Here is a 20,562-nt window from a genome sequence, read left to right on the forward strand (position 1 = left end):
GCCCTCTGAGCGGGCATTTTTTTTCAACTTCTGGTTTTCCTCTATGTTTATCAAAATCCTCGGCTCAGCCGCGGGTGGCGGGTTTCCGCAGTGGAACTGTAACTGCGCCAACTGCCACGGCGTGCGTAATGGTACCATTCAGGCTCAGGCACGCACACAATCGTCGATTATCCTCAGCGATAACGGTGAAGACTGGGTGTTATGTAATGCGTCACCCGACATCGGCCAGCAGATCCTGCACACGCCAGAGCTAACCCGCAAGGGCGTACTGCGCGGCACGGCGATCGGGGGAATTATCCTCACCGACAGCCAGATCGATCACACCACCGGGCTGCTGAGCCTGCGTGAGGGCTGTCCGCATCAGGTCTGGTGTACGCCGGAAGTCCATGCCGACCTCAGTACCGGCTTCCCGGTCTTTCCGATGCTCACCCACTGGAACGGCGGTTTACAGCACCGACCGATTGCACCCCTGACGCCGTTCAGCGTCGATGTCTGCACCGATTTGCAGTTCACCGCGATTCCTATCATCAGTAATGCACCGCCTTACTCGCCCTATCGCGATCGGCCGCTGCCGGGCCATAACGTGGCGCTGTTTATTGAAAACCGGGTGAATGGCCAGACGCTGCTCTACGCGCCAGGTCTGGGCGAGCCGGATGCGGTGATCCTGCCGTGGCTGCAAAAAGCGGACTGCCTGCTGATTGACGGCACCGTCTGGCAGGATGATGAGCTGCTGACCACCGGCGTGGGTCACAACACCGGCAAGGCAATGGGTCATCTGGCGCTGGCGGAAGAGCAGGGGCTGATGGCGCTGCTGGCGTCACTGCCGGCTAAACGCAAAATTCTGATCCACATTAACAACACCAATCCGATCCTTAATGAGCAGTCACCCCAGCGTCAGTTTCTGACGGAGCAGGGAATAGAGGTGAGCTGGGACGGAATGGCGATTCATCTTCAGGGCTAAATCATGCAGATTACTGACACGCTGTCGCCGCAGGCTTTTGAACAGGCCCTGCGCGACAAAGGCGCTTACTACCACATTCATCACCCGTATCACATCGCGATGCATAACGGTCAGGCCACACGGGAGCAGATTCAGGGCTGGGTGGCGAATCGCTTCTATTACCAGACCACCATTCCGCTGAAAGATGCGGCGATCATGGCTAACTGCCCGGATCCGGCCACCCGGCGTAAATGGGTGCAGCGCATCCTCGACCACGACGGCAGCAACGGTGAAGAGGGCGGTATTGAGGCCTGGCTGCGGCTGGGCGAGGCGGTCGGGCTGACGCGTGAAGAATTATTGTCTGAGCAGCATGTGCTGCCGGGCGTGCGCTTTGCGGTTGATGCCTATATCAACTTCGCCCGCCGTGCCAACTGGCAGGAGGCGGCCTGCAGCTCACTTACCGAGCTGTTCGCGCCGCAGATCCACCAGTCACGACTCGATAGCTGGCCGCAGCACTATCCGTGGATCAAAGAAGAGGGCTACTTTTACTTCCGCAGCCGCCTGGGTCAGGCGAACCGCGATGTAGAGCATGGCCTGGCGCTGGCGCTGGAGTACTTCACCACCGCAGAAACGCAGAACCGGATGCTGGAAATTTTGCAGTTTAAGCTCGATATTTTATGGAGCATGCTGGATGCCATGACCATGGCTTACGAGCTGAAACGTCCGCCTTATCACACCGTCACCGACAAGGCGGCGTGGCACACCACCCGACTGGTATAACAGATGAATGAAAACTCGATTGCCGTGTTTCGTCGCGGCTACCGTATGCAGTGGGAAGCTGCTCAGGATACCCATGTGGTGCTCTATCCCGAAGGCATGGCGAAGCTGAACGAAACCGCCGCCGCCATTCTTGAGCTGGTGGATGGCAAACAGGATATTGCCGCGATCATTGCGACGCTGGATAGCCGTTTTCCGGAAGCGGGCGGCGTGGGGCCGGACGTTTTAGAGTTCCTGCAGTCAGCCTATGAACAAAAGTGGATACAGTTCCGTGACCCCGCATAAACCCGGCGTGAATCCCCCGCTCTGGCTGCTGGCCGAGCTGACCTATCGCTGTCCGCTGCAGTGTCCCTACTGCTCCAACCCGCTGGATTTCGCGCAGCAGGAGAAGGAGCTGACCACGGAGCAGTGGATTGAGGTCTTTCGTCAGGCGCGCGCCATGGGCAGCGTCCAGCTTGGATTCTCCGGCGGCGAGCCGCTGGTGCGTAAAGATCTGCCTGAACTGATTAAGGCGGCGCGCGATCTCGGCTTTTACACCAACCTGATCACGTCGGGCATTGGCCTGACGGAGAAGAAGCTGGATGCGTTCAGCGAGGCCGGTCTGGATCATATCCAGATCAGTTTCCAGGCGAGTGACGAAACCCTGAATGCGGCGCTCGCCGGGTCGAAGAAAGCGTTTCAGCAGAAGCTGGAGATGGCGAAAGCGGTAAAAGCGCACGGCTATCCGATGGTGCTGAACTTTGTGCTGCATCGCCATAACATTGACCAGATTGATAAGATCATCGAACTCTGCATTGAGCTGGAAGCGGATGACGTAGAGCTGGCGACCTGTCAGTTCTACGGCTGGGCGCAGCTCAATCGCGAAGGCCTGCTGCCGACGCGTGAACAGATCGCTCAGGCGGAAGCGGTGGTCAGCCGCTACCGTGAGCGGATGAGCGACAGCGGCAATCTCACGAATCTGTTGTTTGTGACGCCTGACTACTACGAAGAGCGACCTAAACCCTGCATGGGCGGCTGGGGGGCGATCTTTCTCAGCGTCACACCAGAAGGCACCGCGCTGCCGTGCCACAGTGCGCGCCAGCTGCCGATTGAATTTCCGTCGGTGCTGACACAGCGCCTGGATGATATCTGGTACAACTCGTTCGGCTTCAACCGCTATCGCGGTTTTGACTGGATGCCGGAGCCGTGCCGCTCCTGTGATGAAAAAGAGAAAGATTTTGGTGGCTGTCGCTGTCAGGCCTTTATGCTGACCGGTAATGCTGACAACACCGATCCGGTCTGCAGCAAATCACCGCATCACGGCAAAATTCTCGAAGCCCGGCGTGAGGCGGATTGCAGCGACATAAAAATTGGTCAGCTGCAGTTCCGCAACCGAAGTAACTCGCAACTGATCTACAAAACCCGGAACCTCTGATGACCACGCGCGGACTGGTGATAGAGGGTCTGACGGTGGAACTGGTGCATCAGGCTGATGCCAGCCAGGCCGCCGCCCTGATTCGGGTAGGGGCAGGGAGTCACGACGAGCCGGATCGCTGGCCCGGACTGGCGCATCTGCTGGAGCATCTGCTGTTCACCGGCAGCACCGGCTGGCCCGATGAGGGCCGGCTGATGAGCTGGATCCAGACGCAGGGCGGCAGGGTTAACGCCACCACGCTGGCCCGGCGCAGCGCGTACTTTTTTGAGGTCACGCCGTCGCTGCTGGCAGACGGGCTGGCAAGACTGCAGGATATGCTGGTCTCTCCGCTGCTCGATAATCAGGCGATTGCGCAGGAAGTGGCGGTCATCGACGCGGAGTATCAGCTGTTGCAGCGCCATGAGCCATCCCGCATTGAAGCGGCATTGCTGCACGCCGCGGAAACCTCCGCTGAATTTCAGCGCTTTCATGTCGGCAGCCGGGCGAGCTTTGGCGACGAGCTCTCTGCGCTGCAACGGGCATTGCGCCAGTTTCACCAGCGCTACTACGTTGCCAGCAATATGCGGCTCTGGCTGCAGGGACCGCAGTCGCTGGATGAGCTGGAACAGCTGGCGCATCAGTTTGCCGCCGCGCTGCCTGCCGGTCAGTGGCGGCAGGATTTGACACCGCCGCAGCTCAACAGCGATACCTGCTGGCAACTGGCGGAGACAGCCCAGGCAGCGTTATGGCGCACCTGGCTGCTGGACAATAGTGACGGTGTCACGTTATGGCGTGAATTTCTGTTGGATGAAGCGCCTGGCTCGCTGCTGGCGACTCTGCGTGAGCAGGGGCTGGCCGAGGGACTGGAGCTTAAATGGATTTATCAGGCTGAAGATGCGTGCTGGCTGGCGTTGGGTATCGAAACCAGCGAGCCTGAGAAGGTAAATCATCTGGTTAACGGTTACCTCACTGCGCTGCGCCAGACGACTGCACAGCAACATCTGCACTATCATCAGCTTGCATATCAGCAATTTGTGACATTGTCACCACTGGAGCAGTTGCGTCAGCGCGCTATCGGCTTCACACCTGATATAAGCCTGCCTGCGCTGCAGCCGCTACTGGATAAACTCACCCATGCGCCTGGCACAGTGCTGTGCTGTACGTCGCAACCGGCAAGGGAACAGATCGTCACGCAGGGCTTCACGCTGGCGCTGACGGCCTGTGAGCCAGCCCAGGATGAGAGGCTGCCCGCTGCCCGTTTCACCTTCTATCCGCTCGACATCACTGCCACGCCTTCGCCGCTGCCCGCGCAGGCGGTGGCATTGCCGCATCATCCGTCAGAGGACCCGCAGGCAACGCTGATCCTGCGCCCGGAATTTTATTCAACCTTTACCGCCGAAACCGGCGAAGCGCTGGGACGACGGTTGCGTCCGCTGTTTGCAGCGCTGCGTCACCAGGGCGGTCACGGCAGCTGGCAGGAAACAGAGGGCGTGTGGCAACTGACGGTCCGGCTGACATCGGATCAGGCGGTCGCTGACCAGGCGCTGAGCCAGATTGTCTCTGCCCTGGCATTGCCGGTTGAGGCAAATCTGCCATTGCCTGTTGAAAGCATCGCTATCCGTGCGTTGCTGCGACAGTTGCCTTATCAGCTGGCAGCCAACGTTACGCCAGGATGCTGGCGGGCGGCGCTGAAGGGCGGCGATGCGATGCTGCACTCAGTGATTGCCCGGCGGCTGAGCGCGCTGTCGCTGCCGGTCAACCCTGACACGTCGCCCAAACGTATGACTACGCAGACCGGCATGACGCGCCTGCCGCACGCCAGTGCAGACAACGCGCTGCTGCTGTTTATTCCGCTGCAGCGTCCTGAGCAGCTGGCGGCATTGCGCGCGCTGGCGCTCATCTATGAGCCGCGTTTTTTCCAGCGCTACCGCGTTGAGCAGCAGATAGGTTATGTGGTCAGCAGTCGCTATATGCGCTGTGCCGATGAAGATGGGGTGTTATTTGCGCTGCAGTCGCCCGATTACAGCGCATTGTCACTGCTGCGCTACTGCCGCAACTTCCTGCGGTCACTGAACGAGACGCTGGCGGGATGTGATCTGGTGGCCCTGAAAGCGCGACTGCTGAGCCAGCAGGCTGAGCAGCCACTGGCCCTGTTGCGCCGTGAAAATGGCCTGGCCGAACCGGACGCGGCGCAGATTGCGGCGCTGACCCTTGCAGATTTACAGCAATTGCACCGCACGCTGATTCAGGATCGCCGCCGCTGGCGGGTGCTGTTCACCGGCAGGAATGCATAGTGACCGGTTTTAAGGTTGCTGAATTTATTTGAAAATTACCGACAAATCTCTTCACTGTCTATTCCGGGAAAACTGGACCACACTCAATTCACTTTTGTCCGCATAAGGAATTGACCGTGAAGAACTTCAAACGTATTGCACTGCCCCTGTTAGCCGCTGCTACCCTCTACGCTCCGTTATCTCAGGCCGAGGCGATGCACTACCAGCTGAACCCTGAGCATACGTCGGTAATTGTTGCCTGGAATCACTTTGGCTTCTCAAATCCTACCGCGGATATCCCGGATGCAACCGGTACGCTGGTGTTTGATAAAGATCATCCTGAGGCCTCACGCGTTGACGTGACCCTGCCCGTCAGCAAAATCGACAGCCACGTTGCCGCGCTGACCAAAGAGTTCAAAGGTGCTGAATACTTCGATACCGCCAAATACCCGACTGCGACCTTCCACAGCACCAAAGTGGTTGCGAAGGGCGACAACAAGTTTGACGTTGAAGGTAACCTGACCCTGAAAGGCATCACTAAGCCAGTGACGCTGCACGCGACGCTGAACAAGCAGGGCGAGCATCCGATGGTCAAGAAGCAGGCGATTGGTTTTGACGCCACCGGCACCATCAAGCGTTCTGACTTCAAGCTGGACAAATATGTCCCGGCAGTCAGCGACGACGTTACGCTGACGCTGTCTACTGAAGCTTACGCGAAGTAACAAACGGCTGGCGCAGCCCCTCTGGCTGCGCCATCGCTTTTCCCTTTAATTCCTCAGCCTTGCAGACTCGCCAGGGTAACTGAAGCCCCCCCACAGACGATAACCAGCACGTTATCATCCGGTTTAAAGCCGATTTTCCCGTCATACAGCATCGATAATGAGACGCCACAGGCTGGCTCTGTCAGAACACGATGATCGTCCAGGAAGCGGCGACAGGCATTCACAGCTTCATCATCGCTCACAACCTTTCCCCTGACATCTGCCCGACGTGCCACGTTAAACGCATTTTCACACACCTGACTGGCTGCCAGCGTGGTGGCGATACCGCTGACCCGGTCCAGCGTGACCCGCTCACCGGCTTCCAGTGCGGCGTTAAGCGACGCGGTTCCCTCAGTTTCAACCGCATAAATCGGGATATGGCTGAGCTGATGCCTTTTCAGACCCTGGACAATACCGGAGAGCAGACTGCCGCCGCCCACGGAGAGGATTATCGCATCCGGCCGCAACCCCTCACTGATTACTTCATCTATCAGCGTGCTGATGCCGTCCCACAGCAGCGGATTGTCAAAGGGATGGATGTAGATATGTTCGTGCGACGCCAGCGATAACGCGTACGCATTGGCCTCACTCCAGACATTGCCGTGTACGATCAGCCTCGCACCTTCCTGTTCGATAAGCTGTCTGGCGCGCGCGGAGGTGGTTTCAGGCACCACCACCGTGACCGGTAGCCCCAGTCTGCGGCCGCTGTGCGCCACGGCAATACCCGCATTGCCGCCGGAGGAGCTGACAAACGCCTTAGCGCCCTGTGCAGCATAGTGTTGACAGATATGGCCTGCGCTTCTGAGCTTAAACGATCCGGTTGGCTGCGCTGATTCCATTTTCAGCCAGACGTTGCTGCCGCTGAGCTGACTCAGTGGCAGGGAGTGAATGAGAGGGGTACGGATAGCTATTTCCATGCGTCTTATCCTGGTCAAATGGTGTCATAGGAAACCGGTTTGTCGTCACGGTGAACGTCGGTCTTGCCGTGCGGAATAGCAGCGTCGAACGCAGAAGAAAAAGTCACCCTTTCAGAAGAGCGTGGAGAATTTTCCTTAAAAATCATTATCGTCGGGCTGCGTTTTTGTCTGCAGTGAAGGTTATACCGAAGAATGCTACTCGTTCGCAACAGAGATAATAAATCTGCTTAACATCTGACTGCAGATTTTCTTTCTGCACCTTAGTTGCGGTTTCTGCTCTGTGAAACCAGGAAAAATGAGGTGAAAGTCACAAATCTGCAACGCCACCTGGATGACCGATTTTACCCCCTCCGGCTTTCTGACAGGTTCACCCGCGCCAGCCGCTAACCCAATGATTTATATCGATTCGCCTTAAGCACAATAAGTTGGAATAGTGTGAGTCATATCACAAATAAAGCGATGTTAAGAGCACTGTCAATATCCCCGTCTGAAAAATACCGCGCGTAACTGTGATCTCCTCTGCAAATAGCAACCCCGCGAACCGGAAGAATGGCCCTCAGCAGAGTAAGCCAGCGAGGTGAGGGAAATGCGAATTGGAATGGTGATCAGTGGCGGTGACGTGACCGGCATTAATAATTTTGTCTTTCAGATTGGGCGTATGGCGCAGGCTGAGATGGTGATATTTGACGGCGGTATTCCCGGCCTGCTGGAAAATAATCATCGTGAGATCAGCCAGCGCGATCTGCTCGACTTTTCCATCGCCTCTATTCCGGTTATGCAATCGGGACGCACTGAAAAGAAACTGGTGCGCAGCGAATATGAGTTAATTGCACGCCAGCTGAAAAGTGCCCGTATTGATATAGTAATTATGGCGGGGGGGGACGGGTCGCTGCAATTTCTTCATACCCTGTCGGCATATGGTGTGAATTGTTTTGGCGTCGGTATGACCATCGATAATGATGTCTTCGGCAGTGATTACACGCTGGGATTTTCTACCGCCTGCGAGCAGGTATTAAAAGAGGTCGCGAAACTGCGTAATACCGGCCGCGCCTTACCGGGCCGGGTTTTTATGCTGGAATTACTCGGCGGCTATTGCGGTGAATTGACCCTGCAGTCCGCGATTAAATCTAACGCGGATATTGCGCTGATCCCCGAGTGCCAGATCCCGCTGCCACAACTGGCGCAGCGCATCACCCGGCGGCTGGCAGAGCAGAACAGCGTGGTCATCCTCTGTTCAGAAGGCTACACCCGCGAATACTCGCCCGGTTTTCAGGGGGCGATCGACACCTTAATCAAACAGCTTGAACCGCTTATTGGCGTGCGCATCCGTAAGACCATTCTGGGTTACGGGCTGCGCAATGGTGATCCGACCTGCGAAGAGATCTTTCAGGGCACCATTATAGCCAGTGAAGTGGTGCGTTGTATTCAGTCAGGTATGCGGAATAAAGCGGTCATTATTAATGGCAGCAATAAACCGATCCCGATTGATTTAATAAGCATGCAAAAACGCCTGGTCGATATTGACGGGCACCATTACAAACTCGCTAAGCAACTCAATATAGTGTGAGGAAAAAACCATGCTGAAAATACTCTGTGTCTGTGGTTGTGGATTAGGTTCCAGTTTTGCAATTGAGATGAGCGCAAAAGCAGTATTAAAAAAGCTGGAAATTGAGGCTGATATCGATCACACCACCATTTCAGAAGCGAATGCCTTTAAGTCAGATATGATCCTGACGCAAAAAGCCTTTGCCGATGTTTTAAACGCCGACGCCAGTCCGGAGCAGATTAAACGGGTCATTATTCTTAACCGGCTGACCGATAAAGCGGAAATAGAGCAGAAGATCCTGGCCTTTTTAAAAGAACGCAACCAGAAGGTCGCCGCCCATGAATAGTGTGATCGACTTCCTGGTAAAAGATCTGCTGGGGCAGGCGTCGATTCTGATCGCCTTTATTGCCCTGATTGGTCTGCTGCTGCAAAAAAAATCGGCAGGCAAGGTGGTGGAAGGCACCTTTAAAACCCTGCTCGGCTTTTTAATTATGATGGCGGGTATCAATATTATTGTGGGCACCCTGACGTTCCTCAATACTATTTTCACCCATGGCTTTGGCATGCGCGGCTATATCACCGATGTGGCCGCCATTGCCGGGCTGGCTAACCGTGAGCTGGGGTCGGAAGTGGCGCTGACACTGCTGGTGATCTTTATCGTCAACATCATCATCGCCCGACTGACGCCGTTTAAGTACATCTTCCTGACCGGCCAGGCGTTGCTGTGGATGGCGACCATTGGCGCGGTGATCGGCTATAAAGCGGGGCTGACCGGCCTGCCGCTGATTCTGACCGGCGGCATCTTTGGCGGGATTATGGCGGTCGTGATGCCCGCGCTGGCGCAGCCAGTGGTGCGGCGCATCACCGACTCGGACGACGTGGCACTGGGTCATTTCTGCACCATCGGTTATCTGGTCACGGCGGCGGTCGCCAAAGTGGTTGGCAAAGGATCGCGTTCCACCGAAGACCTGAAGCTGCCCGATAACTTTAAGTTTCTGCAGGATACCTATCTGTCGATGGCGCTGGTGATGGTGCCAATGTACCTGATCCCCGCCGTGGCAGCCGGTCCGGCCTTCATTGCCCAGTACAGCAACGGCATGAACTACCTGATGTACGCCTTTATGCAGTCGATTCAGTTCGTGGCCGGGGTCTTCGTGCTCTACAGCGGCGTCCGCCTGCTGCTGAACGAACTGGTGCCTGCCTTCCGGGGTATCGCGATGCGCGTGGTGCCAGATGCGAAACCGGCGCTGGACTGCCCGGTGATGTTTCCGTACGCCCCGAATGCGGTGATTGTCGGCTTCCTTGCCACCACCCTTGGCTCCATCGTCGGCATGCTGGTCTTCCCGATGTTTGGTCTGGCGATGATCCTGCCTGGCCTGCTGACCAACTTCTTTGCCGGTGGCACCGCCGGAGTATTTGGTAATGCCATGGGCGGGCGGCGCGGCGCGATGATCGGCGGCTTCGTCCACGGTCTCTTTATCACCATTCTGCCCGCCATCCTGGTGCCGATGCTGGAGAGCTACGGCTTCACCGGCGTCACCTTCAGTGACTCCGACGTGATCAGTACCGGCCTGGTGCTTGGTCATGCCTTCCAGAATAACTGGCTGTTTGTCGCCCTGTTTATCGCCTTTATTACCGCGCTTGCCTGGTTTGTTAATGGCAAATCGACCAAACCTCAGGAGGAAAAAATTCATGAAACTTTATAACTTCGCCGATCTGTTACAGCTGGCCAAACAGCGTGACTTTAAAGCGGTCGGTTCGTTTAATCTCCACTGTCTGGAGATGCTGCCCGCCTATTTTAAAGCGGCAGAGAAAACCAACAGCCCGTTAATGATTCAAATCTCCACCGGCACGGCGAAATATCTCGGCCATAAACTGCTGGTCGATGCGATTAAATCGCTATCAGAGAGTACGAATGTGCCGACCTGCCTGCATCTCGATCACTGTTCCGATTTAGCGGCGATTCAGACGGCGATTGATGCCGGATTCAGTTCTGTCATGTACGACGGCTCACATCTGCCCATTGATGAGAATATTGCGAATACCCGTCGTGTGATTGATATGGCGCGGCCACACAATGTCTCGGTAGAAGCGGAGCTGGGTGCCATCGGCGGGTCGGAAGATGGTCAATGCGTAGAGATGGAGGCGATAGCGTTCACGCCGGTGGAAGATGCTCGCCGCTTCGTTGAAGAGACCGGCGTCGATATGCTGGCGATCTCCATCGGCACCGTGCACGGGCTTTACACCGGTAAAGCGCATATTCAGCATCAGCGGCTGGCAGATATTACGGCGGCAACCCATACGCCCCTGGTGCTGCACGGCGGTACTGGCGTCAGCGATGAGGATATGCGGCTGGCGGTCAGCAGCGGAATTGAGAAGGTGAATGTCGGCACCGAAATGAATGTGCAGTGGGTGGCGCAGTGCAAATCGACCTTCGAAAAAGGCAAAGTTAATGACAGCGTACGTAATTTCCTGGTACCGGCTAATGATGCGGTGACGAATGTGCTGGTAGAGAAAATGCAGTTATTCCGGTAATTACCCGTGCCGCCATCACCGGGTTAATGCGTTAACGATCTTTTATTCACTGTTTAGATTAGCTACCCCAATATTATATGGGGCAGGAGAGCCTATGTTTGGATTTCTCAAAAAGTCTCCGGCTGTGGAACCACTCAGCGAGCAGCAGCAGGATCATCTGGCGGAATTAAGTCGCGAGAAAATAACGCAACTGGAGCAGCAGCTGGCAATGAATCCGCGTGATGGCGAAACGCAAAAACAATTAATGCTGGAATATAACCGGGCATTAAGCCTGTTTGCGAAAAGCCGTCGCTACCGCAATGAAATTGATGCGCTGTTTGTCAAAATCGATGAATTACGCAATGTGGTTCGCCAGTCGATTTAAGGAGAGCTGATGACGATAAAGCAGTTATTGCAGGAGGCCAACGCCATTCAGATTGGCATCGATGCCACGGACTGGCGTCAGGTTATCGCGCTGGCCGCCGAACCGCTGGTCAGCGGCGGTTATCTTGATGCCACCTATCCTGATGCCGTGATCGCCAATACGCTGGCTCACGGCGCTTATTATGTGTTTGAGGAGGGGATCGCCATTCCCCATGCGCGACCGGAAGCGGGGGTGATCCGCGACTGTTTCAGTCTGATCCTGCTGAATGAGCCGATCTCATTTGAGGGCAGCGATAAGGCGGACATTGTGATTATGTTTGGCGCACGCGACAGCAACGCGCATATTGAAGAGGGGATCCGCGCGATTGTGTCGCTGCTGGAGGATGAGGAGACGCTGGTCCGGCTACGTCAGGCCAGCAGTGTGGCGGAGGTTATCGACATTCTATGACGCAAAACATTCCCCCCAAACGTGTGGTGCTGGTTAACGGCATCCCCGCCTCAGGTAAAAGCACCCTGACGCACGCGCTGTCACAATACTTTGGCTGGCCGGTGCTGACCCTCGACAGGCTGAAAGAGCCGTTTATGCAGGCTTTTGCGCCGGTCGATCGCTCGCGTAACCGGCAACTGGGCTGCGCGGCTTATCAGGCGATCTGGAACATCGTCGAACAGGCATCCGCCAGTCAGGTCTGGCTGATTGATGCCTGGTTTGGGTTTCAGCCGCGCACGCTGCTGGAGCAGGGACTGCAACAGGCTGGCGTCGAAGAGGTGCTGGAACTGTGGCTGAAGATTGCGCCGGAGGTGGCGGTGGCGCGCTATCAGGCGCGGCTGTCGCAGCGGCTGCCGGGCCATCCGGGGGCTGAGTATCTGCCGGAGTTGCGCCAGCTGGCGCAACAGGCCAGGCCGATGGCGCTGGGTCCGGTGTGTGAAGTGGATGCCTGCGCTCAGGATCACGCGGCCATTATCCACTGGCTGCAACAGCAACTGACCAGAACCCGCTACACTTCAGCTCATCATCAGAAGAGTGAGGAGTTGCAGGATGTCATCACCCCCGTATCTGCAAACCGGTGAAAGCGCCGTACTCTATGACGGCGTCTGTAAGCTGTGTAACGGCTGGGTTCAGTTTCTGCTGCGTCACCATCTGGCGCGGCAGGTCCGTTTTGCCTCGGTGCAGAGCGAGCAGGGCAAAGCACTGTTGCGCTGGGCCGGGATGCCGGAAGAGAACATCAGCACCATTGTCTACATTGATGGTAATCAGCACTGGCTGCGGGCGCAGGCGGTGTTCCGCGTGATGCAGCATCTGCCTGCCCCGTGGCGCGGGCTGGCAGTGCTGCGCCACTTTCCCGACGCGATCGGTAATTTTGCCTACGATCGCATCGCCTTAAACCGCTATAAGCTGTTTGGCCGCTACAGCAGCCAGCACGCCATCCAACCCGATTATCCGGGTCGATTCCTGCATAAGGTGGAGCCGTCCCATTAAGGTTTTACCTTCAGCTGCAGGCGGCAATGAGATCAGTGAGAGCAATGATGTTATTGTTACGTTTCCTCAATGTTAATCGCCAGCACTGACAGACCACGGATAGAAGGACTTATGCCGGTTAATTTCGATCTCAATGACCTCTACGCGTTTCGCGCGCTGGTGGAGTTTGGCAATTTTCGTCTGGCGGCGGAATCGATCTGCCTTTCGCAATCGGCGCTGAGCCGCCGCATCGACAAGCTTGAAACCACGCTGGGAATCAAACTGTTTGAGCGGACCACGCGCCGCGTCACGCTGACGCTGAAAGGGCATGCGTTTGCTCAGCGTTCGGAGAAGCTGCTGGCCGATTTTGAAGAGGTGATGGCCGATCTGAGTGAAATAAGCTTAGCCCGCACCGGCCTGATTACTGTGGCCTGTGTGCCGTCAGCCGCCTACTACTTTATGCCCAGCATCATCCGGCTGTTTCAGGCGCGCTATCCAAAGGTGCGGGTGAAGCTGATTGATAGCAGCGCGGCCAACGTCTATGACGCGGTTATTGGCGGGCAGGCCGACTTCGGCATCAGTTTTTCCAGCCGCTCGCAGCCGGATGTGCACTTCCAGCCGCTGATGGACGACCCATATGTGGCGGCCTGTCGGCGTGACCATCCGATAGCAGGCAAAAAGAGTCTGAGCTGGCAGGCGTTTTATCAGTATGAGTGGGTCGGACTCGATAAGACTTCCGGCAATCGCAACCTGCTGGACCAGGCGTTGCAGGCGATCATGCCGGAGAAGCCCTGTGTCTGTGAAACCCGGCACGTGACTACCATGCTGGGGATGGTTGAGGCGGGGCTTGGCATTGCTGCCGTCCCCGCCATGTCGATGCCCGGCTACGATCACGCTCTGCTGATGGCGGTGCCGTTAACCGATCCGCAGGTGAAGCGCACTGTAGGCCTGTTGCGTAAAAATGGCCGGATGCTCTCGCATATCGCCAGCGAACTGGAAAATCTGATTATTGAACAGTATCAGCGACTTTAGCCGGTTTTGACGCCTTCACGCTGTGCAGGCCGCTGGCGTGTACTGCCTGCTGTGCCTCAGGCGAGGCGAGCCAGTGCAGCAGCTTCGCCGACTCGTCGGGCTGCGCTGAGCTGCGTACTACGGCACCGGCAAAGCGGGTAGTGTATTGCAGCTTGTCCGGCAGTTCGCCAATAAAAGTAACGCCCGATACCGGCAGCAGCTCACTGACCTGCTGAAAGCCGATGGCGTAGTTACCGGCCGCGACCTCAGAGGCCACCGGGATGCGCTCAACTTTGACCGCCTTCGCTTTCACCTGATCCTCAATGCCCAGTCGGCTGAAGAGCTGGCTGCTGACATATTTGCCGCTGGCGCTGTCAGAGTAGGCGATGGAAGAGGCGTTCAGCAGGGCAGTACGCAGCTCGATTTCGCTGCCGATTTTAACCGGTGTGGCACCCTGTTTAATCACTGCACCGATGCGCGAGTCCGCCAGCTCAACCCGTGAACCCGGCAGCGTTGCGCCCTTTTTTTGCAGATCGCTTAACGCATCGCCCACCATAATCACCACATCAGCCGGTTCACCACGCGCCAGCCGCGCCGGAATCGCCTGTGGCGTCTTGCCCATCGACGGACCGGCCACCGTGTTAATGGTGATCCCTTCACGCTGGGCGAAGCGGGGCGAGAGCGTATCCCATGCCGCTTTAAATCCGCCCGAGATCATTACCGTCAGCTCTTTTGCCTGCGCCGTGGCACTGCCCGCCACACTGAACAGCAGGGCAGCGTACAGCGACATCGTTTTCAGTTTCATCTTCAATTCCTCAGCTAACGGTTTTATGGACAGGTGATACGGCACTGCGGGTGCGGCGATAGAGATACAGTGTTGCGCCCAGTGCGCAGAGAGCCGCGAAACTCATCCAGTAACCTGGCGAAGCTTTGTCGCCGGTCAGCTCGATCAGGCCAGTCGACATCACCGGGGTAAAGCCACCAAACACCGCCGTTGCCAGGCTATAGGCTAGCGAGAATCCCGCCACACGGACTTCCCCTGGCATGATTTCGGTCAGTGCCGGGATCATCGCGCCGTTGTAGAGGCCATAAATCATTGAAAGCCACAGCAGCACGCCCAGCATCATGGAAAAGCCCGGTGCCGCTGCCAGCATGCTCAGGGCTGGATAGCTGGTAGCGATCGCCAGCAGGGTCATGGCAACCAGGACAGGTTTGCGGCCAAAACGGTCGGAGATCGCGCCGCCAATCGGCAGCCAGATGAAGTTCGACACCGCCACCAGCAGCGTCACCAGCAGGCTGTCCGAGGCGCTCAGCAGCAGGACTTTCTTGCCAAAGGTCGGCGCGTAAACCGTAATCAGGTAAAACGCCGTGGTGGTCATCGCGACCATCAGCATCCCGGCAATCACCACCTGCCAGTTACTGAGCAGAATGCGGAACACCTGTTTCACATCAGGATGACTGCGACGACTGCTGAACTCCTGCGTCTCTTCCAGCTTGCGACGCAGCACGAAGATAAACGGCACAATCAGGCAGCCAAACAGGAACGGAATGCGCCAGCCCCATTCGCGGATAGCACTTTCTTCCAGCACGGCGTTAAGGATAAAGCCCATCGCCGCCGCCACCATAATCGCGACCTGCTGACTGCCCGACTGCCAGCTGGTGTAAAAGCCTTTGCGGCCCGGCGTCGCGATCTCGGCCAGATAAACCGACACGCCGCCCAGCTCTGCACCGGCGGAGAAACCCTGTAGCAGTCTGCCGATCAGCACCAGCAGCGGTGCCCACAGGCCAATGCTCTGGTAAGAGGGGATGAGCACGATCATAAAGGTGCCCGCCGCCATGATGGAGAGCGTGACGATCAGCCCCTTACGACGGCCGACCTTATCGATGTACGCCCCCAGCACCACTGCGCCAATGGGGCGCATCAGGAAGCCTGCACCAAAGACGGCAAAGGTCATCATCAGTGAGGCAAACTCACTGCTGGCCGGGAAGAAGGTATGGGCGATATAGGTGGCATAAAAACCGAACAGGAAGAAATCGAACTGTTCGAGAAAATTGCCGGAGGTAACACGAAATATAGCGCCAATCCTGGCGCGGTGAGTCATGGGTGAGGTTGTCTGCATCAGTAACTCCAGTAAGGTATGACGCTTTTTGCCGCGCCTGTGACTGAAGAGTGGATCAGCGCCCGGCGCTAAATAAGTGCAAAAAGGACAATGATTAATGTGTGTTCCGCATGATTGCCTGGTGTTATCATTTAAAACCTCTTTGATTCAAAAGGTTAAACTAACAGTCGATTTTTTGAATGTGTTGGCAGGTCTGAGACGAGTTTGCGGAATTGTGACAGAATTCATAAGCGTGTTACGGGCTGGAGCAGTCGGAAATCACTCTCAGGCTCCGGTTCTTAGTACCCGTCACCCTCGATAAACAGGAGCAGACCATGTTTGCAGGACTCAGTGCCTTTCCCCTTACTCCCTTTGCAGAGGGTAAACCCGATGAAGCGGCCTTTCTGCGGCTGCTGAGCAGGCTGACGGAGGCAAAGGTCGACTCCCTTGGCGTGCTGGGATCAACCGGCAGCTATGCGTATCTGACCCGCACGCAGCGCAGGCGCATCGCAACGCTGGCAGTGGAACATGCAGATTCGATTCCGGTGATGATCTGCGTGGGTGCGGTGAGCACCGATGAGGTGCTGGCGCTGGCGGAAGATGCGCAGCAGGCGGGTGCCGCCGCGTTACTGCTGCCGCCGCTGGGTTATCAGGCATTGAAAGAGGAGGAAGTGTTCACGCTTTATGAGACCGTGACGCGTCACGCCTCGGTGCCGATCTGCATTTATGACAATCCGGGCAGCACCCATTTTACGTTTTCGGATGCGCTGCTGGGCCGCATCGCTGAACTGCCTGGTGTGGGTTCAGTGAAAATTCCGGGTGTACCGGCGGAGCAATCCGCGGCGAATGATCGCCTCATGCAACTGCGCGGCACGCTGCCTGCTTCCGTGTCGATTGGTGTTAGCGGTGATGCCTCTGCTGGCAACGGGTTGATTGCGGGCTGCGATGGCTGGTATTCGGTGTGCGGCGGGCTGTTTCCGCGCGTGGCAAAAGCGATGACCGAGGCGGCAACCGCAGGCAATTATGCAAGCGTCAGAGCACAGTCCGATCGTCTTCAGCCGTTGTGGGCACTGTTCCGCCAGCACGGCGGGAGTTTCCGGGTAATCAGCGCTGCGGCAGGGCTGCTGGGGCTGACCGAACGAGACTGCCTGCCACGTCCGCTGTTGCCGCTTTCCGCTGCCGACTGTCGGGCGATTGCTGACGTGCTGGCCGCTCTTGAACTCACCTGATATCAGAAGACGTCAACCGTGGCGCACCAGGTTAAAACCTTCTGCCTCGTGTGGCGGTTCAAAATAGCGGGTAATCAGCGCGAACTGCTCGTCCGTTGCAGCAAAGGCGTGTTCGCCACCCTGATTACGGGCGTGCAGACGCGATTTACACAGCGCGTCTGGCACGTCCAGATAATGCAGGCGATGATCAGCAGAAGACGCCTCTATCACCGAGCGCAGCCAGTCACGATTGGCTCGGGTGTTGGCCGGGAAATCGAGCACCACCGATACCCCTGCCTTAAGCAGCGCTACCAGATGGGGCGTTATCGCCTTCCTGAGTTTTGTCGCAACGCGCACGTAATCGGCCACTGAATGCATCTCGTCCTGGTAGAGCGCGGCCAGCCACTGATCCTCACTGATGACGACGTAACCGGGCAACGTACCCAGCTGAGCCGCCAGCGTCGATTTCCCCGAAGCCATTTTTCCACACAGCAGATGCAGTGTGGCAGGTGCAGAGGTCATGAACATGTCACTCCTTTAACAGACGGGTAATAAACCGTGCGGCCGGAGTAAGCCACGTCTCGTCGATGTGCGATTCAGGCTAACAAAAGCGTGGAGGGATAAGCAATGAGAGGATGGGGGATTGTAAGCAAACCTGCATTGACCACCCGGATCAGCATCCGTTGCTACAGGCAATTGGGTGTTGGGAACAGCAGGTAATTTTTAGATGAACATAAATACGCCTGAACGGCGAAGTGCGGTCAGGCGAATGTGCAAAATATCGATTGAGGTCCCGAAGCGTAGTGAATCTGCGCTATACAGCCAGCCACAGCCATCATTTTTGCGCCATCAGCAACGTCAGCAGTTCGCGACAGCACGCTTCTTCTTCGGCGCTGTCCGCGGAAGCCAGATGACGCAGCAGTTCCATGCAGCTTTTTTCTTTACCTGCTTCCAGTAACTCCTCAATCAGAAAATTGAGTTTGTCCTGCTCAGAAGCGGCAAAGGATGATGTGAACTCATTTTTGACCGGGATGGTAGGGTTCACCGGCAGGGTCAGCGTGTTTTGCATTGGCATATTATCGTCCTGTTTCGGGTTAAAAAATGGACTGGTGTGGTTATTAAACTTATACAACGATCCGGTTTTTGTACAGAAATCTGCCTGAATGATTTTTAAGCCGGCGCTAAGCGTAGCGCGGTTCCAGAGGAAGTACCGGCTAATCATTCAGTTAGCAGTGAAGGGAATGTCAGAGAAATTGCACCGGTTTTAAGTCAAATCCGGCGGGCAGGTCAAAGACACAGCACAGGTCAGTCAGACAAGCGGCCCATCGGGCCGCATGAGTTATTTAGCGGCGAGAAAATCTTCGCGTTGCGGCGTAAAGGTATCCAGCAGCACACCCGCCTCCAGACAAACGCAACCATGAACCACATCAGGAGCTTTGTAGAGTGTATCCCCCGGACCCACTTCCCGCGTTTCACCCTCAATGGTGAAAGCAAAGCGTCCGCTCAGTACATAGGTCAGCTGCTCATGGGGATGGTGATGCAGCGGGCCAGTCGCCCCTTTTTCAAAACGGACTTCAACTGCCATCATTGTGCCCCCATGCGCCAGCACGCGGCGGGTCACGCCACCACCCAGATCGTCCAGTGGCTGGTCTTTATGATAAATAAACATCGGAACCCTCATGCGGTAACAGGCACTGCAATGGCCGTTTTGTGATGGCTCTCACAGCGCGCAGGTGAATTAGCCCATGCACTTTAGTGCTTTTTCATTAAAATGAAACGGTGTTTCAATTAATTTATAAGGGTAGATCATGAAAATCGCATTAATGATGGAAAACAGCCAGGCCGCTAAAAACGTTACCGTGCTGAAAGAACTGGAAGGCGTCGCACAGCCGCTGGGCCATCAGGTCTTCAACGTCGGGATGAGCGATGAGCAGGATCACCATCTGACCTACATTCACCTCGGTATTCAGGCCAGCATACTGCTCAACAGCCAGGCAGTGGATTTCGTGGTCGCGGGCTGCGGTACCGGGCAGGGCGCGCTGATGTCGCTTAACATCCATCCGGGCGTCAACTGCGGCTACTGTATCGATCCGGCGGATGCCTACCTGTTTGCCCAGATTAACAACGGTAACGCACTGGCGCTGCCGTTTGCCAAAGGATTTGGCTGGGGCGCAGAACTGAATCTGCGCTTTATCTTTGAAAAGGCGTTCACCGGTGAGAAGGGCAATGGCTATCCGCCAGAGCGTAAAGAGCCGCAGGTACGCAATGCCGGTCTGCTGAATCAGGTTAAGGCTGCGGTGATCAAAGATAACTATCTCGACACCCTGCGCGCCATCGATCCTGAACTGGTACGTACCGCTGTCAGCGGCCCGCGTTTCCAGCAGTGCCTTTTTGAGCATGGTAAAAATCAGGAGATCGTTGCTTTTGTGCGTCAGCTGACGCACTAAGCCATCCGATTTCACGAGGCCGGTCTGACCGGCCTTTTTTATCTTCTCTCTGCGACCATTACTCTTCAGCTCTGCTGCGCAAGTGCCGGAGGTTTGTGGCGACTCGCCTCTACCAGCATCCGCGTATAGGGCATCGCGGCGCGATCGGCCACCAGCGTCGGCACATCCAGCGTCTCCAGCACCTTACCCTGTTGCATGACCGCCACGCGATGGCAGAGATGCGCCACCACGCCCAGATCGTGCGTTACCATCAGATAGGTCAGGTTCTCCTGCTGCTGCAGATCGCTGAGCAGATTCAGGATCTCCGCCTGCACCGAAACATCCAGTGCAGAAGTCGGCTCATCCAGCAGCAGTACGCGCGGCTCTAAAATCAGCGCCCTGGCAATCGCCACGCGCTGACGCTGGCCTCCCGAAAGCTGGTGCGGATAGCGCGTCTGCCAGGCGCGATTTAGCCCGACCTTATCCAGCATCGCCACCACCCGCTGCTGGCGCTGCCCGATACCCTGAATCTGCAACGGCTCTTCCAGGATGTCACCCAGCGTGTGACGCGGATGCAGCGAACCATAAGGGTCCTGAAACACCATCTGCACCTGACGACAGCGTGCCCGATCGATGCGGTGCGTCAGTGGCTGGTCATTAATGCTCAGCTCACCCTGCCAGTGAGTAAATAATCCCGCCAGGCACTTTAGTACCGTAGTTTTGCCCGATCCCGACTCGCCCACCAGCCCGAAAATTTCACCCGGTTTCACCTGCAGATTGACGTCGAACAACACCTGACTCCGGCGATCGTCATCACCAAAACTCAGGCTGAGATTTTTCACGTTAATCATCGCGAA

General features: G+C 56.5%; 24 protein-coding genes. 17 read left to right on the forward strand and 7 right to left on the reverse strand.

Translation table 11 applies throughout. The features are described 5' to 3' along the window. Positions 1-43 precede the first annotated feature (43 nt). From pqqB to F3I20_RS04855, 6 genes are all read left to right on the forward strand, one after another. Entirely contained in the window at positions 44-961 is a 918-nt protein-coding gene (gene pqqB, locus F3I20_RS04830; protein WP_150037147.1) for a pyrroloquinoline quinone biosynthesis protein PqqB, read from the forward strand. A gap of 3 nt (positions 962-964) precedes the next feature. Further along, positions 965-1,720, forward strand: a complete 756-nt coding sequence (gene pqqC, locus F3I20_RS04835; RefSeq protein WP_010245074.1) for a pyrroloquinoline-quinone synthase PqqC — start codon at positions 965-967, stop codon at positions 1,718-1,720. Positions 1,721-1,723: 3 nt separating this feature from the next. Next, positions 1,724-2,002 (forward strand): pyrroloquinoline quinone biosynthesis peptide chaperone PqqD, encoded by a 279-nt coding sequence (gene pqqD, locus F3I20_RS04840; protein WP_098050560.1) that lies wholly within the window; start codon positions 1,724-1,726, stop codon positions 2,000-2,002. Further along, a complete protein-coding gene (gene pqqE, locus F3I20_RS04845; protein WP_370513505.1) occupies positions 1,965-3,131 on the forward strand; it encodes a pyrroloquinoline quinone biosynthesis protein PqqE in 1,167 nt (388 codons plus the stop codon). The genes pqqD and pqqE overlap by 38 nt, the downstream gene beginning before the upstream one ends. Beyond that, a complete protein-coding gene (gene pqqF / locus F3I20_RS04850; protein ID WP_150010021.1) occupies positions 3,131-5,404 on the forward strand; it encodes a pyrroloquinoline quinone biosynthesis protein PqqF in 2,274 nt (757 codons plus the stop codon). The genes pqqE and pqqF overlap by 1 nt, the downstream gene beginning before the upstream one ends. A 116-nt stretch (positions 5,405-5,520) precedes the next feature. Further along, positions 5,521-6,105: a YceI family protein gene (locus tag F3I20_RS04855; RefSeq protein WP_013357817.1), complete on the forward strand. Its 585-nt coding sequence runs from the start codon at positions 5,521-5,523 to the stop codon at positions 6,103-6,105. A gap of 53 nt (positions 6,106-6,158) precedes the next feature. Here F3I20_RS04855 and F3I20_RS04860 read toward each other — a convergent pair whose 3' ends face one another. Then, positions 6,159-7,061: a pyridoxal-phosphate dependent enzyme gene (locus F3I20_RS04860; RefSeq protein ID WP_150010023.1), complete on the reverse strand. Its 903-nt coding sequence runs from the start codon at positions 7,059-7,061 to the stop codon at positions 6,159-6,161. Positions 7,062-7,647: 586 nt separating this feature from the next. On the opposite strand from F3I20_RS04860, the gene F3I20_RS04865 reads away from it, so the two are divergent. The 9 genes from F3I20_RS04865 (at position 7,648) to psrA (ending at position 13,993) form a co-directional block, all read left to right on the forward strand. Next, positions 7,648-8,628, forward strand: coding sequence for a 6-phosphofructokinase (locus F3I20_RS04865; protein WP_150010025.1), 981 nt, complete (start codon positions 7,648-7,650; stop codon positions 8,626-8,628). A gap of 10 nt (positions 8,629-8,638) precedes the next feature. Continuing rightward, on the forward strand, positions 8,639-8,953 hold the full coding sequence (locus tag F3I20_RS04870) for a PTS sugar transporter subunit IIB (protein WP_013357820.1): 315 nt from the start codon (positions 8,639-8,641) through the stop codon (positions 8,951-8,953). Then, on the forward strand, positions 8,946-10,313 hold the full coding sequence (locus tag F3I20_RS04875) for a PTS sugar transporter subunit IIC (RefSeq protein ID WP_033732644.1): 1,368 nt from the start codon (positions 8,946-8,948) through the stop codon (positions 10,311-10,313). Before F3I20_RS04870 ends, F3I20_RS04875 begins: the two co-directional genes overlap by 8 nt. Then, the gene (locus F3I20_RS04880) at positions 10,300-11,142 is read left to right on the forward strand and encodes a class II fructose-bisphosphate aldolase (RefSeq protein WP_150010027.1); all 843 of its coding nucleotides are present in this window, start codon (positions 10,300-10,302) and stop codon (positions 11,140-11,142) included. Before F3I20_RS04875 ends, F3I20_RS04880 begins: the two co-directional genes overlap by 14 nt. A gap of 94 nt (positions 11,143-11,236) precedes the next feature. Next, complete coding sequence (locus F3I20_RS04885) at positions 11,237-11,506, forward strand: hypothetical protein (protein ID WP_150010029.1); 270 nt, start codon at positions 11,237-11,239, stop codon at positions 11,504-11,506. 9 nt (positions 11,507-11,515) lie between these two features. Then, entirely contained in the window at positions 11,516-11,953 is a 438-nt protein-coding gene (locus F3I20_RS04890) for a PTS sugar transporter subunit IIA (protein ID WP_033732648.1), read from the forward strand. Further along, positions 11,950-12,573, forward strand: coding sequence for a P-loop nucleotide/nucleoside kinase family protein (locus tag F3I20_RS04895; RefSeq protein ID WP_150010031.1), 624 nt, complete (start codon positions 11,950-11,952; stop codon positions 12,571-12,573). Before F3I20_RS04890 ends, F3I20_RS04895 begins: the two co-directional genes overlap by 4 nt. Then, the gene (locus F3I20_RS04900; RefSeq protein ID WP_150010033.1) at positions 12,542-12,982 is read left to right on the forward strand and encodes a thiol-disulfide oxidoreductase DCC family protein; all 441 of its coding nucleotides are present in this window, start codon (positions 12,542-12,544) and stop codon (positions 12,980-12,982) included. The genes F3I20_RS04895 and F3I20_RS04900 overlap by 32 nt, the downstream gene beginning before the upstream one ends. Positions 12,983-13,093: 111 nt before the next feature. Further along, on the forward strand, positions 13,094-13,993 hold the full coding sequence (psrA, locus tag F3I20_RS04905; protein WP_150010035.1) for an L-proline-binding transcription factor PsrA: 900 nt from the start codon (positions 13,094-13,096) through the stop codon (positions 13,991-13,993). Here the strand turns inward: psrA and F3I20_RS04910 are convergent. Next, positions 13,968-14,777, reverse strand: coding sequence for a substrate-binding domain-containing protein (locus F3I20_RS04910; RefSeq protein WP_150010037.1), 810 nt, complete (start codon positions 14,775-14,777; stop codon positions 13,968-13,970). The two genes, psrA and F3I20_RS04910, sit on opposite strands and share 26 nt — an antisense overlap. Positions 14,778-14,787: 10 nt before the next feature. Beyond that, positions 14,788-16,092 carry an MFS transporter gene (locus F3I20_RS04915; RefSeq protein ID WP_370452831.1) on the reverse strand — a complete coding sequence of 435 codons (1,305 nt, stop codon included), beginning with the start codon at positions 16,090-16,092 and terminating at the stop codon, positions 14,788-14,790. Positions 16,093-16,406: 314 nt separating this feature from the next. Here F3I20_RS04915 and F3I20_RS04920 point away from each other — a divergent pair, with 314 nt between their 5' ends. Further along, positions 16,407-17,300, forward strand: coding sequence for a dihydrodipicolinate synthase family protein (locus F3I20_RS04920; protein ID WP_150010041.1), 894 nt, complete (start codon positions 16,407-16,409; stop codon positions 17,298-17,300). 12 nt (positions 17,301-17,312) lie between these two features. On the opposite strand, the gene F3I20_RS04925 is transcribed toward F3I20_RS04920, so the two are convergent. The 3 genes from F3I20_RS04925 to F3I20_RS04935 form a co-directional block, all read right to left on the reverse strand. After that, on the reverse strand, positions 17,313-17,807 hold the full coding sequence (locus F3I20_RS04925) for a P-loop nucleotide/nucleoside kinase family protein (protein WP_150010043.1): 495 nt from the start codon (positions 17,805-17,807) through the stop codon (positions 17,313-17,315). A 307-nt stretch (positions 17,808-18,114) separates the two neighbouring features. After that, entirely contained in the window at positions 18,115-18,354 is a 240-nt protein-coding gene (locus tag F3I20_RS04930) for a hypothetical protein (protein ID WP_150010045.1), read from the reverse strand. 264 nt (positions 18,355-18,618) lie between these two features. Further along, positions 18,619-18,948, reverse strand: coding sequence for a cupin domain-containing protein (locus F3I20_RS04935; protein WP_150010047.1), 330 nt, complete (start codon positions 18,946-18,948; stop codon positions 18,619-18,621). Between the two features lie 139 nt (positions 18,949-19,087). Between F3I20_RS04935 and F3I20_RS04940 the strand changes: the two genes are divergently transcribed. Then, positions 19,088-19,726, forward strand: a complete 639-nt coding sequence (locus tag F3I20_RS04940; RefSeq protein WP_150010049.1) for an RpiB/LacA/LacB family sugar-phosphate isomerase — start codon at positions 19,088-19,090, stop codon at positions 19,724-19,726. A gap of 65 nt (positions 19,727-19,791) precedes the next feature. Here the strand turns inward: F3I20_RS04940 and F3I20_RS04945 are convergent, their stop codons facing one another. Then, positions 19,792-20,556: an ABC transporter ATP-binding protein gene (locus tag F3I20_RS04945; protein WP_150010051.1), complete on the reverse strand. Its 765-nt coding sequence runs from the start codon at positions 20,554-20,556 to the stop codon at positions 19,792-19,794. Positions 20,557-20,562 lie beyond the last annotated feature (6 nt).

Source organism: Candidatus Pantoea gossypiicola (assembly GCF_008632075.1).
Classification (GTDB): domain Bacteria; phylum Pseudomonadota; class Gammaproteobacteria; order Enterobacterales; family Enterobacteriaceae; genus Pantoea; species Pantoea gossypiicola.